Annotated in this window: 13 protein-coding genes; 9 read left to right on the top strand and 4 right to left on the bottom strand. The window is 59.5% G+C overall.

All coding sequences use genetic code 11. The features are described from left to right. Nucleotides 1-115: 115 nt before the first annotated feature. Entirely contained in the window at nucleotides 116-1516 is a 1401-nt protein-coding gene (gene dnaA / locus B9Z37_RS07770) for a chromosomal replication initiator protein DnaA (RefSeq protein WP_108312391.1), read from the bottom strand. Between the two features lie 242 nt (nucleotides 1517-1758). Here dnaA and rpmH point away from each other — a divergent pair, with 242 nt between their 5' ends. From rpmH to B9Z37_RS07740, 6 genes are all read left to right on the top strand, one after another. Further along, nucleotides 1759-1893 carry a 50S ribosomal protein L34 gene (gene rpmH, locus B9Z37_RS07765; RefSeq protein ID WP_005798102.1) on the top strand — a complete coding sequence of 45 codons (135 nt, stop codon included), beginning with the start codon at nucleotides 1759-1761 and terminating at the stop codon, nucleotides 1891-1893. 67 nt (nucleotides 1894-1960) lie between these two features. After that, the gene (locus B9Z37_RS07760; RefSeq protein ID WP_108312586.1) at nucleotides 1961-2398 is read left to right on the top strand and encodes a ribonuclease P protein component; all 438 of its coding nucleotides are present in this window, start codon (nucleotides 1961-1963) and stop codon (nucleotides 2396-2398) included. Further along, entirely contained in the window at nucleotides 2395-2670 is a 276-nt protein-coding gene (gene yidD / locus B9Z37_RS07755) for a membrane protein insertion efficiency factor YidD (RefSeq protein WP_108312390.1), read from the top strand. The genes B9Z37_RS07760 and yidD overlap by 4 nt, the downstream gene beginning before the upstream one ends. Next, nucleotides 2667-4349 carry a membrane protein insertase YidC gene (gene yidC, locus B9Z37_RS07750; protein ID WP_108312389.1) on the top strand — a complete coding sequence of 561 codons (1683 nt, stop codon included), beginning with the start codon at nucleotides 2667-2669 and terminating at the stop codon, nucleotides 4347-4349. Before yidD ends, yidC begins: the two co-directional genes overlap by 4 nt. Nucleotides 4350-4483: 134 nt before the next feature. Then, nucleotides 4484-5896, top strand: a complete 1413-nt coding sequence (gene mnmE, locus B9Z37_RS07745) for a tRNA uridine-5-carboxymethylaminomethyl(34) synthesis GTPase MnmE (protein ID WP_108312388.1) — start codon at nucleotides 4484-4486, stop codon at nucleotides 5894-5896. A gap of 319 nt (nucleotides 5897-6215) precedes the next feature. Further along, nucleotides 6216-7190 (top strand): fatty acid desaturase family protein, encoded by a 975-nt coding sequence (locus B9Z37_RS07740; protein WP_108312387.1) that lies wholly within the window; start codon nucleotides 6216-6218, stop codon nucleotides 7188-7190. Between the two features lie 51 nt (nucleotides 7191-7241). On the opposite strand, the gene B9Z37_RS07735 is transcribed toward B9Z37_RS07740, so the two are convergent. After that, nucleotides 7242-7796, bottom strand: coding sequence for an adenine phosphoribosyltransferase (locus tag B9Z37_RS07735; RefSeq protein ID WP_108312386.1), 555 nt, complete (start codon nucleotides 7794-7796; stop codon nucleotides 7242-7244). Nucleotides 7797-7802: 6 nt separating this feature from the next. Next, nucleotides 7803-9788 (bottom strand): monovalent cation:proton antiporter family protein, encoded by a 1986-nt coding sequence (locus B9Z37_RS07730; RefSeq protein ID WP_108312385.1) that lies wholly within the window; start codon nucleotides 9786-9788, stop codon nucleotides 7803-7805. A gap of 120 nt (nucleotides 9789-9908) precedes the next feature. On the opposite strand from B9Z37_RS07730, the gene B9Z37_RS07725 reads away from it, so the two are divergent. The 3 genes from B9Z37_RS07725 to lptC are packed head-to-tail and all read left to right on the top strand — an operon-like array spanning nucleotide 9909 to nucleotide 12062. Continuing rightward, nucleotides 9909-10886, top strand: coding sequence for a KpsF/GutQ family sugar-phosphate isomerase (locus tag B9Z37_RS07725; protein WP_205872561.1), 978 nt, complete (start codon nucleotides 9909-9911; stop codon nucleotides 10884-10886). A gap of 1 nt (nucleotide 10887) precedes the next feature. Then, nucleotides 10888-11466 (top strand): KdsC family phosphatase, encoded by a 579-nt coding sequence (locus tag B9Z37_RS07720; RefSeq protein ID WP_108312383.1) that lies wholly within the window; start codon nucleotides 10888-10890, stop codon nucleotides 11464-11466. Continuing rightward, a complete protein-coding gene (lptC, locus tag B9Z37_RS07715) occupies nucleotides 11463-12062 on the top strand; it encodes an LPS export ABC transporter periplasmic protein LptC (RefSeq protein ID WP_108312382.1) in 600 nt (199 codons plus the stop codon). Before B9Z37_RS07720 ends, lptC begins: the two co-directional genes overlap by 4 nt. 109 nt (nucleotides 12063-12171) lie before the next feature. Here lptC and B9Z37_RS07710 read toward each other — a convergent pair whose 3' ends face one another. Further along, on the bottom strand, nucleotides 12172-12723 hold the full coding sequence (locus tag B9Z37_RS07710) for an RNA recognition motif domain-containing protein (protein WP_108312381.1): 552 nt from the start codon (nucleotides 12721-12723) through the stop codon (nucleotides 12172-12174). Nucleotides 12724-12809: the final 86 nt, after the last annotated feature.

The following is a 12809-nucleotide window of genomic DNA, read 5'->3' as shown; positions in this document are numbered from 1 at the left end:
GAGGCTGCGCACAACTTTGACAACAACGTGCATTTTCGCTGTTTTTTGACCGCAAAACGGCCTCCAGACGGGTCAAAGCACTTAAAACAGGGGGCAAGCGCAGGCTCATGCGGTTTCAGCCCTTGAGGGTCTGCTCGAGTACGTGCAGCTGCTGGTTGAGTTCGGTCAGCTGCAGGCGCTCGGCGTTGATCTTGCGCACGGCGTGCAGCACGGTGGTGTGGTCGCGCCCGCCAAACAGCTCGCCGATCTCGGGCAGGCTCTTTTGGGTCATTTCCTTGGCCAGGTACATGGCGATCTGGCGCGGGCGGGCAATGCTGGCCGGGCGCTTTTTGCTATACATGTCGGCGACCTTGATCTTGTAGTAGTCGGCCACCGTTTTTTGGATGTTTTCGACGCTGATCTGGCGGTTCTGGATAGACAGCAGATCGCGCAGGGCGTCGCGGGCCAGCTGGATGGAGATTTCCTTCTGGTTAAAGCGCGAATAGGCCAGGATTTTGCGCAGCGCGCCTTCGAGCTCACGCACGTTGGAGCGCACGTTTTTGGCCACGAAAAACGCCACTTCTTCAGGCATTTCACTGCCTTCGCTGATGGCTTTGTTGATCAGGATCGCCACGCGCATTTCGAGTTCAGGCGGCTCCATGGCCACCGTCAGGCCCGAATCGAAGCGCGAGACCAAGCGCTCATGGATGTCAGCCAGGCCCTTGGGGTAGGTGTCGCTGGTCATGACGATGTGCGACTTTTTGGCCAGCAAGGCTTCAAAGGCGTTGAAGAATTCTTCTTGGGTGCGGTCTTTGTTGGCAAAGAACTGCACGTCGTCGATCAGCAGCAGATCGAGCGAATGGTAGTGGTGCTTGAACTCGTCAAAGGTCTTGCGTTGGTAGGCTTTAACCACATCCGACACAAACTGTTCGGCGTGGATGTACAAAACTTTGGCTTCGGGCCGGTCGGCCAGCAGTTTGTTGCCGATGGCGTGCATCAGGTGGGTCTTGCCCAAACCCACGCCACCATAGATGAACAAGGGGTTGTACAAATGCCCAGGCGAGCCGGACACGTGCATGGCTGCCGCACGTGCCATGCGGTTGGCCGTGCCCTCGACGAGGTTGTCGAAAGTCAGGGCGGTGTTGAGCCGACTGCGGAAGGTGTTGGCAGCGGGTTCGTCAGGCAAATCGATCGACTCGGGCACGTTTTCCATCGACGATGGCGTGGACTGACGCACAGTCTTGACGGCGCTATCGCGCGGAGTGATCACTAACTCTATTTGAACTGGATGGCCTTGCAGGCTTTCGAGCATGGTGGCCAGTCGGCCCGCATATTGGGCCCGGATCCAGTCGAGTTTGAAGCGGTTGGCCACAAACAAGGTGAGGCGCTGCTGGTCTTCCGAGATCTGTGCGGTCAGGGGCTTGATCCAGGTGTTGAACTGCTGTTCGGGCAGCTCGCGGGACAGTTCGTCCACGCAGGCTTGCCACAGCGAGTGGCCTGCATCGGCCTGAAATTCTGGGGGGAGTCCCTCGGTCATGTTGTATTTGTTTTTTTGTGGACAGTTGACAAGAACTACGGTAGTGAAATGGAGCTTATCAAGAGCTTATCCACATGCCGGAACTCATTCGAGCGGCCATCATAAACCACATCGATCTGGTTTGCCTCAGGAGGTACCCGGATGTCTTAAATGAGGGTTTATTTGCCGATGCCCCGAAAGTTTGCGATAATCTTGGGTTTCGCCCAACGCTGATTCATGGCATTGGGCACAAAGGAAGAGTTATGAAACGCACCTATCAACCATCCAAAACACGTCGCGCCCGTACACACGGCTTTCTGGTTCGCATGAAAACCCGTGGTGGCCGTGCCGTGATCAACGCACGCCGCGCCAAAGGCCGCAAGCGTCTGGCTGTCTAATGCCTTTTCAACCGTCTGGCTGTGGCCTGACGCCACTGCGGGCGGTTGATTCCAGGGTTTGGCCATCGTGCAGCGTTTGAAAACACGCCCACAATTTCAGGCCGCCCTGGCGGGTGGCACAGTCTCGCGCACAGCGCATTTTGCGTTGCACCGACTGAAATTGACCCACCCCACAGACAAGCCCTCGGCTCCCGCCGAACAAGCCGGGCCTGCACCTTCACCGGAGCAGGCCCTTTTTGACTTGTTCGACGTTTGGCTGGGCGCCATGGTGCCCAAACGCTGGGCTCGCCGTGCGGTGACCCGCAATGCCATCAAGCGCCAGATCTATAACGTGAGCGAACGCTTTGGCGATCGCTTGCCTGAGGCCGCCCATGTGGTGCGTCTGCGCACCACGTTTGACCGCAAACAATTCATCAGTGCCACCTCGGATCACCTGAAGCTGGCGGTCAGGCTGGAGCTGGAGCAGTTGTTTGAACGTGCGCTGCGGACCGAGGTGCACGCATGATCGCCCAGCGCTTGTTGATGGGTTTGGTGCGTGCTTACCGCTTGCTGCTGAGCCCTTGGTTGGGTTCGTCTTGCCGTTTTGAGCCCACTTGCTCTGTTTATGCCTTGCAGGCATTGGAGCAACACGGCGCGGCTTCGGGCAGTTACCTCACAATTCACCGTCTGGTGCGTTGCGGCCCTTGGTGCAAGGGTGGCCACGACCCGGTTCCCCCACAAGCGCCTCGCTTGTTCTCTGCTTTGTTTTCCCCTACTTCGTCAAAGAAGACCCCATGAACGATATCCGTCGCACCATCCTTTGGGTGATTTTTGGTTTTTCCATGGTCCTGTTGTGGGACCAGTGGCAGCTGTACAACGGCAACAAAGCCACCTTCTTCCCCAAGCCCACGCCAACCGCAGCGGCCACAGCACCTGCTGGTGCCGCATCCAATGCAGCTGTGCCCACAGCGTCGGCCGTTGTGACGGCTACGCCCGGGCAAGTGCCTGCAGATACGGCCACAGCGCCTGCCGCAGTCAGCGAAAAAATCGACATCAGCACCGATGTGCTGAAGCTCACGTTTGACACCGCTGGCGGCACTTTGACACGCAGCGAGTTCACCAAGCACGCCGATTTCGTGGACAGCAGCAAGCAGTTTGTTTTGCTCGACCAAAGTGGCAGCCGTGTTTACAACGCACAAACTGGCTTGATCGGTGGCAACTACCCCACGCACAAAACGGTCATGCATTTCAGTGGCGAGCGCAGCCTGAAAGAGGGCCAGAACGAATTGACCTTGCGTTTCGAGTCCGATGCGCAAAACGGCGTGAAACTGGTCAAGACCTACACGCTGCAACGCGGCAGCTACGCCATTGGCGTCAAGCATGAAGTGATCAACACGGGTGCGGCCGCTGTGTCGCCACAGCTGTATCTGCAGTTGGTGCGCGATGGCAACAAGCCTGCGGGCGAGTCGTCTTTCTATTCCACCTTCACCGGCCCGGCTATTTACACCGATGCCAAGAAGTACCACAAGGTCGAGTTCAGCGACATCGAGAAAAACAAAGCCGAAGTCGACAAGACTTCCACCAATGGCTATGTGGCCATGGTGCAGCACTACTTTGCGTCTGCTTGGTTGCTGGGTGATGGCATCAGCCGTGAAAACTTTGTGCGCAAGGTCGACACCAACCTGTATGCCGTGGGCATGATCACGCCAGTGGCCGATGTGGCTCCGGGCCAATCCAAAACCGTGAGCTCGCAATTGTTTGTTGGCCCCCAGGAAGAAAAAGTCCTCGAAGCTTTGGCACCCGGCCTGGATCTGGTGAAGGATTACGGTTGGTTGGCCATGTTGTCCAAGCCTTTGTACTGGTTGCTGGACAAGTTGTTTGGCTTCATCCAGAACTGGGGCTGGTCGATTGTGGCGCTGGTGTTGTTGCTCAAGATCGCTTTCTATTGGCTCAACGCCAAGGCGTACTCGAGCATGGCCAAGATGAAAGCCATCAACCCCAAGATCATGGAAATGCGCGAGCGTCTGAAAAACGATCCGCAAAAGATGCAGCAGGAAATGATGCGCATCTACCGCGAAGAAAAGGTCAACCCGATGGGTGGCTGCTTCCCGATCATGATCCAGATTCCTGTGTTCATCGCTTTGTACTGGGTGCTGCTTTCTACGGTCGAGATGCGCAACGCACCTTGGGTGGGCTGGATCCACGACTTGTCGGCACCAGACCCGTACTTCATCTTGCCCGTGGTGATGACGCTGACCACCTTGCTGCAGACCGCTCTGAACCCCGCGCCACCCGACCCGATGCAAGCGAAGATGATGTGGATCATGCCGCTGGTGTTCAGCGTGATGTTCTTCTTCTTCCCCGCAGGTCTGGTGCTGTACTGGATCACCAACAACGTGCTCTCGATTGCACAGCAGTGGATCATCAACACCCGCATGGGCGTGCCACCGCAGTTCAATCTGCCCAAGTTCAAGTAAACCCAAAGCACTGTCATGCCGGACTCGATCCGGCATCCATGCCAGCGCCAGCATGGACCCCGTGTCAAGCACGGGGTGACAAAAACAAGCCCAGGTGACCATTTCAGCGGCATTCGATGTCGCATACTCGCACCATGCTTGCTCGCCATCAAGAACCTATCGTCGCGATTGCCACCGCCCCCGGCAGAGGGGCCGTGGGCATCGTGCGTGTCTCGGGCAAGAACCTGTCTTCGCTGATTCAGGCCTTGTGTGGGCGCAGCCTCAAAGCGCGTGAAGCGACTTATCTGCCCTTTGCAGATGCCGATGGCAGCCCGATTGACCATGGTCTGGCGCTGCACTTTGTGGCGCCGCACTCCTTCACGGGCGAGGACGTTTTGGAGCTGCAAGCCCACGGCGGCCCGGTGGTGCTGCAATTGCTGGTGGCACGCTGCCTGCAGGCGGCTGCCGAAACCGATGCGGCCACCGGACAGCCGCGCTTGGCTGGTTTGCGGGTGGCGCAACCGGGTGAGTTTTCCGAGCGGGCCTTTTTGAATGACAAGATCGATCTGGCGCAGGCCGAGGCGATTGCCGACCTGATCGACGCGAGCACCGAGGCCGCCGCCCGCAGCGCCAGCCGCTCCTTGGCGGGTGACTTTTCTAAAGAGATTCATCTGCTGCGCGACGCCTTGATTCATCTGCGCATGCTGGTAGAAGCCACCCTGGATTTCCCGGAAGAGGAAATCGACTTCTTGCAAAAGGCCGACGCACAAGGACAGTTGAATCGCTTGCAAGCGGCCTTGATGACGGTGCTGGGCAAAGCCCGGCAAGGCGCGTTGCTGCGCGAGGGCATCAAGGTGGTGATTGCGGGCCAGCCCAATGCGGGCAAAAGCTCACTGCTCAACGCGTTGGCGGGGGCTGAACTGGCCATCGTCACGCCGATTGCGGGCACCACCCGCGATGTGGTGCAGCAGACCATTCAGATTGAAGGGGTGCCGTTGCATGTGATCGACACCGCAGGTCTGCGCGAAGGTGAAGGCGTGGACGAGGTGGAGCAAATCGGCATTGCCCGCGCCTGGGGGCAAATTGAAAATGCCGATGCCGTGCTGTTCTTGCACGACCTGACACGCACGGGCCAGACTGATTACGACAGCGCCGATGCCGACATTGCCCTCGCACTGAAAACCCGCTTGCCGGCCAGCGTGGCGGTGATCGATGTGTGGAACAAAGCCGATGCAGCCACCACGCCCACAGAACGCGCAGGCTTGACGCTGTCGGCCCGCACGGGCGAAGGTCTGCAGGCGCTGCGCCAGCAGCTGCTGCAACAAGCAGGCTGGCAGCAAGCCAGCGAAGGCCTGTTCATTGCCCGCGAGCGCCATGTGCAGGCCTTGCACCGTGTGCGCGAGCACCTGGAAATCGCCGATACACACTTGGCTGCACAAGCGCAAAACCTGGACCTGTTGGCAGAAGAACTGCGCTTGGGCCAAAACGCCCTGAACGAGATCACGGGCGAATTCAGCGCAGACGATTTGCTGGGCGTGATCTTCTCGAGTTTCTGTATCGGCAAGTAAGCCAGGCCCTGTGCCTTCGCTCACCATGGATACCCGCATGCGCGGGCATGACAGGCGGGGATGGGTATGACAGGCAGGGGCATGACAGGGAAGGGCATGACGCGCACAAATTTGTCACACCCGACTTGATCGGGTGTCCATGCCTTCGACTGTCGTAGATACCCGCATGCGCGGGCATGACAGGCGGGGATGGGTATGACACGCTGGGGGGACACACATAAAACGCGTGCGCTCAGGGAAAGCCCCGAAAAGGTCACGCCTGTGACTATCCGGCGGGGGCCAAAGGCACAAGATAGGCCTTTTGCCGAACGCCCTCACCATGACCACCGATACCCAGCCCAGCCTCAGCCCCGAGCAAAACGCCTATTTGCGCGAACGCTCGGACTGGATGGGTGCGTATTTGGTGTTGCACGCTTGGGGGGTGATCGCTTTGGCAATGGCGTTTTTCATCGCGTGGCCCAACCCCTTGAGCTTCATCGTGGCTGTGGTCGTCATTGGCGGACGGCAGCTGGGCTTGGCAATCTTGATGCACGACGCAGCGCACCGTGCGCTGTTCAAGAACACCCGGCTCAATGACACGGTGGGCGCATTTTTGTGCGGCTGGCCTGTGGGTGCCAGCCTCACGCTGTACCGGCCTTATCACCTGAGCCACCACCGCCACACCCAGCAAAAAGAAGACCCTGACCTGATTTTGTCGGCCCCGTTTCCCATCAGCTCAAGCAGCTTTTGGCGCAAGATGCGGCGTGACATTTTGGGCATCACCGGTTACCAGCGCCGCATGGAATTTTTCCGCATGGAGATGGGTGATGCCCCGAGCCGTCTGCAGCGCTGGAAGAACTTGTTTCAGGCGGAAAAATATTTCGCATTGACCAACCTGCTCATCTTTGGGGTCACAGCAGCCGCTGGCGTGTGGTGGGCTTATTGGGCTTTGTGGTTGCTGCCCTTGCTGACTTGGTACCAGGTGATCAGCCGCATCCGCAACATCGCCGAGCACGCAGTGGTGGGCAACAACGATGACCGCCTGCGCAACACGCGCACGACCTTAACCAACTGGGGCATGCGCATGGTGCTGGCGCCCTACTGGGTGAACTACCACTTGGAACACCACTTGTTTGTGTTCACCCCCTGCTGGAAGCTGCCTGCAGCGCACCGCATGCTGATCGAACAAGGTTTTGGCCCGCGCATGGAGTTGACGCAAGGCTATCGGGCCGTGTTGCGCAAAGCGGTGTCTAAGCCGCACGACGACGATGCAGGCAATGGAAAACAGCGCGGGCAAAGCAACGCACTCATCTGAGCGAGCTGCGTGACTTGGGGCTGCTGCGCTAAGGCCCCGGGCCTGACGGTTTCAGTGCCCCTCGAAAGACACCAACGTGAACAACTTCAGGCCTGTGGCCTGAATGCGCTCAGACCCACCCAGCTCAGGCAAGTCCACAATGGCCGCGCCCTCGATCACGGTGGCGCCGAGTTTCTCGAGCAGCTTTTTACCTGCCATCATGGTGCCGCCCGTGGCGATCAGGTCGTCGATCAGCAGCACGCGCTGGCCGGGTTTGACCGCGTCGGTGTGCAGCTCCACGGTGGCGCTGCCGTACTCCAGCTCATAAGTCTCCTCGACCGTGGTGAAGGGCAGTTTGCCTTTTTTACGGATGGGCACAAAACCCAGGCCCAACTCATAAGCCACAACCGAGCCCAAGATGAAACCCCGCGCATCCAGCCCGGCCACCACATCGGGGCGCAAGGCGGGGTGCATATACCGGTGCACAAACGCATCAATCAACACGCGAAAAACTCGGGGGTCTTGCAGCAGCGGTGTGATGTCGCGAAACTGCACACCCGGCGCGGGCCAGTCGGGCACGGTGCGGATGTGGCTTTTCAGGTAATCGTTGACGTTCAGATCGTTCATGTCTTGTCAGCCTCGCAGGAGTTTTTCTTCAGCCACCGCCAGGGTTTGGGATTTGCCCGACAGCACCAGTGTGTCTCCCGAATACAGCTCGGTTTCATCGCTCACGTTTTCGGTTTGGCCATTGGCTCTGCGCAAACTCACCACACGCACCCCCATGGCATGAAAAGCCAGGTCTTTCACCTGTTTGCCCAACCAAGGCGATGCCATGGGCAAACCCACCGTGGTCAGCCGTTCGTGGTCGATCTCGTCCAACGTGTCATCATCCGCCCCATGGAAATACCCTCGCAACAAGTTGTACCGCGCATCGCGCTGGTCTTGCACGATGCGGATCACGCGCCGCATGGGTACGCCCACCAGCGCCAACGCATGGCTGGCCAGCATGAGCGAGCCCTCCAGTGCTTCGGGCACCACCTCGGTGGCTCCCGCAAGCTGCAGTTTTTCCAGATCCAGGTCGTCTTGCGTGCGCACGATGACCGGCACCTGCGGGGCGTGGCTGTGCGTGTGGTCCAGCACCTTCATGGCTGCAGGTACGTCGAGGTAGGTGATGACCACCGCACTGGCCCGCGCCAAACCTGCCGCCATCAGCGATTGCAGTCGACCGGCATCACCAAAGACCACCGAATCGCCAGCGGCTGCGGCCTGCCGCACCCGGTCCGGATCCAGGTCGAGCGCCATGTAGGGAATGTTTTCTTTTTCCAGCATGCGGGCTAGGTTCTGGCCGCAGCGGCCATAGCCGCAAATGATCACATGCTTGCTGGTGTTGATCGACTTGCGCGCGATGGTCGTCATTTGCAGCGACTGTTGCAACCACTCGCTGGCCACCACTTTCATCACGATGCTGTTGCTGTGCATGATGATGAACGGCGTCGCCATCATGGACAGCACCATGCTGGCCAGCACGGGATTGAGCAAGGTGGGCGGGATCAGGTTACTTTGTGATCCCAAGGTGAGCAACACAAAACCGAATTCACCGGCCTGCGCCAAATACAAGCCGGTTCGGAGCGCCACCCCATGGGGTGCGCCCGTCAGCTTGGCCAACGCGGTCACCAGCACCAACTTGAAAATCACCGGCAAAGTGGTCAACAGCAACACCAGAGGCCAACGTTCGACCACGATGTGCCAATCGAGCATCATGCCAATGGTGATGAAAAACAGGCCCAACAACACATCGTGGAAGGGCCGGATGTCCAGCTCCACCTGGTGTTTGTACTCGGTCTCGGAAATCAACATCCCCGCAATGAAGGCCCCCAAGGCCAGACTCAGGCCCGCCAACTCGGTGATCCAAGCCAGACCCAGCGTCACGAGCAGCAGGTTCAGCACAAACAACTCTTCGCTTTTGCGCCGCGCCACAAGTGTGAGCCACCAACGCATGACACGCTGGCCGCCCGTCATGAGCAAGGTGATCAATATCGCCGCCTTGACGCCCGCCAGCATCAAGGCCGAGAACATTTCATCGGCTGGCGCACCCAGGGCCGGAATCATCACGATCAAAGGCACCACGGCCAAGTCCTGAAACAGCAGCACCCCGACCACCCGCTTGCCATGCTCGGATTCCAGTTCCAAGCGGTCGGCCACCAGCTTGACGACAATCGCCGTGCTGCTCATGGCCATGGCGCTCGACAAGGCCAAGGCCGTTTGCCATTCCATCTTCCACAGCGTGGGTGCCAAGGTGGCCACAAACAAGGAGAGCACGGTCACGATGACCAGAGTCAGTACCACCTGCAGCAAGCCCAGACCAAAGACATGTTTGCGCATCGAGCGCAGCTTGGGCAGGTTGAACTCCAGTCCAATCACAAACATCAAGAAAACCACACCGAACTCGGCCAGGTGCTTCACGCCATCGGAGTTTTGCGCCAGCGCCAGCGCGTTGGGGCCAATCACTACGCCGACGGCCAAATAGCCCAGCATGGGCGGCAGCTTGAGCATGCGGCAGCCGACCACGCCCAACACGGCGGCCAAAAGGTACAGCAGGGTCAACTCCAAAGCGCTCATGCTTCGATGGTAACAAGCACTTGTGACAGAACGAGCCGTTCAACCGAGCGAATGAGGGTCTTGTGTGGGCTTGAAAGCCGTCTGCGCGGCGCATACACCGCGCCCGATAAAATGCCGGACATGCTCGCCAATACCGCCCAAACCCTGCAACTCGCACGCGAGACCCTCGACATCGAGGCCTCGGCCTTGCTGCAACTCAAAGCACGCCTGGATGAACGCTTTGTCAAGGCGGTGAACATGGTGCTGGGCGTGCAAGGCCGTGTGGTCGTCACGGGCATGGGCAAAAGCGGGCACATTGGCCGCAAAATTGCCGCCACCTTGGCGTCCACCGGCACCCCGGCCATGTTTGTTCACCCAGGCGAAGCCAGCCACGGCGACCTAGGGATGATCCAGGTCATAGATGTGGTGTTGGCTCTGTCCAACAGCGGCGAGAGCGACGAACTGGTGGCCATCCTGCCGGTGCTCAAGCGGCAAGGCGTGCCCTTGATTGCCATGACAGGCGGCCTGACCTCTTCTTTAGCGCAACACGCCGATGTGGTGCTGGACTGCTCTGTCGACAAAGAAGCTTGCCCCCTGAATTTGGCCCCGACCGCCAGCACCACCGCCCAACTGGCCATGGGCGACGCCCTGGCCGTGGCCTTGCTGGATGCGCGAGGCTTCAAACCCGAAGACTTTGCCCGTTCGCACCCCGGTGGCTCATTGGGCCGCCGCTTGCTCACACACGTCAGCGATGTGATGCGCAAAGGCGATGCATTGCCCCGCGTGAGTCCCGAAGCCAGCTTCTCCGACCTGATGCGCGAAATGAGCCGCAAAGGACTGGGAGCGTCGTCGGTGGTCGATGCCCAGGACAAAGTGCTGGGCATCTTCACCGATGGCGATTTGCGCCGACTGATCGAAAAGGGCGCAGACCTGCGCAACCTCAAGGCCAGCGATGTGATGCACGCCCACCCGCGCACCATCCGTGTGGATGCGTTGGCCGTCGAAGCCGCCGAAATCATGGAGCAATGTCGCATCACCAGCATCTTGGTGGTGGACGAGGCCGGGCGCCTGTGCGGCGCGATCAACACCAACGACCTGATGCGTGCCAAGGTGATCTGACATGCAAGCCTTGACCCCTGCCCTGAATTACGCACCCGAATTGTTGCTGCAAGCACAAGGCATACGCGTCGCATTTTTTGATGTCGATGGCGTGCTGACCGATGGTGGTCTTTATTTTTCTGAAGCAGGCGAAGCGCTCAAGCGTTTCAACACACTCGACGGACAAGGCCTCAAGTTGCTGCAACAAGCCGGCATCACCCCCGTGGTCATTACCGGGCGTGACTCGCCCGCCCTGCGTTTGCGTCTGAAGGCTTTGGGCATCACCCATGCGCGGTTTGGCACAGAAGACAAGCGGCCTGCCGCCGAAGCGTTTTTGCAAGACATGGGACTCGACTGGTCGCAGGCGGCGGCCATTGGAGACGATTGGCCCGATTTGCCGGTCATGCAACGTGCAGCCTTTGCCTGCGCTCCGGCCAATGGGCACGCGCAGGCCAAAGCGGTGGCACACCACATCACCGCAGAGCGAGGGGGCGAAGGTGCAGCCCGCGCATTTTGCGATGTCTTGTTGGTGGCCAGCGGCCATTACGCACGGCTGCTGGCACAAGTCGGCGTCCATGTGCACACGGGTCCATCCGCATGAACGCTTTTCGCCGTCTGCTGGACCAACTGAGTGTCTACCTGCCCTTGATCGTGATGGCCTTGCTGGCATCCGGCAGCTGGTGGCTGGTGCGCAGCGCGCCCGAACTGCTGGCACCCACGACCAACAAGCCCGTGCGCCAGGATCCCGATTACCGATTGGCTGATTTTTCAGTCAAATCATTTGACATCACCGGGCGCATGACGCGCGAGGTCAGTGGCGACAAAGCGCAACACTATCCGGCAACCGAAGCCTTGGACATCGATCAAATTCGCATTTACGCCGAAAGCGAAACGGGTGCCACCATGAATGCCAAAGCGGTGCAAGGCATCGCCACAGACGATGGCACACGGGTCACATTGATCGGTGATGCCTATGCCATCCGGCACCCCCATGGCACAAGTGCTCAGGTAGAGCTGCGCGGTGAACGCCTGGAGGCCCTGCCTGACGAAGACCGGCTGGTGTCATCGGACCCGGTTCACATCACCCGCGATCGTGATGTCTACACTGCGGAGACCATGAATTTCAACAGCAACACGGGCGAATATGTGTTGCAAGGGCGCGTGCGCGGCACACTGATGCCCAAAACCAAACCCTGACGCTACTGCGGCATACCTGCTGCCGTGCAAGCCAGAAACGACAAAGCCCTGCAGTGCAGGGCTTTGTCAGGATTCAATGGCCAATCGTCAGATTGGCCGGGTGCTTGAATCAGTAACCGCCGCCGTAGCCGCCACCGCCTTCGCGGCGACCGCCACCGCCAGCACCGCCGCCACGTGGGCCAGCGCCGTAGGGGCTGCGGAAACCGCCACCGCCACCTTCGCCACCACCGTAGCCGCCACCGCCTTCGCGACGACCACCACCGTAGCCACCACCGCCACCTTCACGGCCACCGCCGTAACCACCGCCGCCGCCTTCGCGACCGCCGCCGTAGCCGCCGCCACCTTCACGGCGACCACCGCCGAAGCCACCACCGCCACCAAAGCCGCCGCCACCTGTGCGGGGAGGGCGTGCTTCCATGGGGCGAGCTTCATTGACCACCACGTTACGGCCGCCCAATGGCTGGCCGTTCATGCCGTTGATCGCAGCTTGGGCTTCGTCATCGCTGCCCATTTCCACAAAGCCGAAGCCTTTGGAGCGGCCAGTGTCACGTTCCATCATGACTTTGGCGCTGGTCACAGCACCGAATTCACCGAAGGCTTGTTCCAGATCGCCGTCGCGAACGGAGTAAGGCAGGTTGCCGACGTAAAGTTTGTTGCCCATGAAAGGGACTCCTCAAAACACAGAGATAAAAGCGATGGAGCTCCGAAAACGCATTCAACAAACCTGAAAACATCGGAAGGAAAGCG

The sequence above is a fragment of the Limnohabitans parvus II-B4 genome (assembly GCF_003063455.1).
In the GTDB taxonomy this organism is placed as follows: Bacteria; Pseudomonadota; Gammaproteobacteria; order Burkholderiales; family Burkholderiaceae_C; genus Limnohabitans_A; species Limnohabitans_A parvus.
This window is presented reverse-complemented; position numbering and strand designations above follow the sequence as displayed.

What these genes read in the sequence shown, in the direction of transcription:
- B9Z37_RS07710 (WP_108312381.1), bottom strand. Translation starts at nt 12,723, where the DNA reads ATGGGCAACAAACTTTACGTCGGCAACCTGCCTTACTCCGTTCGCGAC.
- yidC (WP_108312389.1), top strand. Translation starts at nt 2,667, where the DNA reads ATGAACGATATCCGTCGCACCATCCTTTGGGTGATTTTTGGTTTTTCC.
- lptC (WP_108312382.1), top strand. Translation starts at nt 11,463, where the DNA reads ATGAACGCTTTTCGCCGTCTGCTGGACCAACTGAGTGTCTACCTGCCC.
- B9Z37_RS07725 (WP_205872561.1), top strand. Translation starts at nt 9,909, where the DNA reads ATGCTCGCCAATACCGCCCAAACCCTGCAACTCGCACGCGAGACCCTC.
- B9Z37_RS07735 (WP_108312386.1), bottom strand. Translation starts at nt 7,796, where the DNA reads ATGAACGATCTGAACGTCAACGATTACCTGAAAAGCCACATCCGCACC.
- B9Z37_RS07740 (WP_108312387.1), top strand. Translation starts at nt 6,216, where the DNA reads ATGACCACCGATACCCAGCCCAGCCTCAGCCCCGAGCAAAACGCCTAT.
- B9Z37_RS07720 (WP_108312383.1), top strand. Translation starts at nt 10,888, where the DNA reads ATGCAAGCCTTGACCCCTGCCCTGAATTACGCACCCGAATTGTTGCTG.
- rpmH (WP_005798102.1), top strand. Translation starts at nt 1,759, where the DNA reads ATGAAACGCACCTATCAACCATCCAAAACACGTCGCGCCCGTACACAC.
- dnaA (WP_108312391.1), bottom strand. Translation starts at nt 1,516, where the DNA reads ATGACCGAGGGACTCCCCCCAGAATTTCAGGCCGATGCAGGCCACTCG.
- B9Z37_RS07730 (WP_108312385.1), bottom strand. Translation starts at nt 9,788, where the DNA reads ATGAGCGCTTTGGAGTTGACCCTGCTGTACCTTTTGGCCGCCGTGTTG.
- yidD (WP_108312390.1), top strand. Translation starts at nt 2,395, where the DNA reads ATGATCGCCCAGCGCTTGTTGATGGGTTTGGTGCGTGCTTACCGCTTG.
- mnmE (WP_108312388.1), top strand. Translation starts at nt 4,484, where the DNA reads ATGCTTGCTCGCCATCAAGAACCTATCGTCGCGATTGCCACCGCCCCC.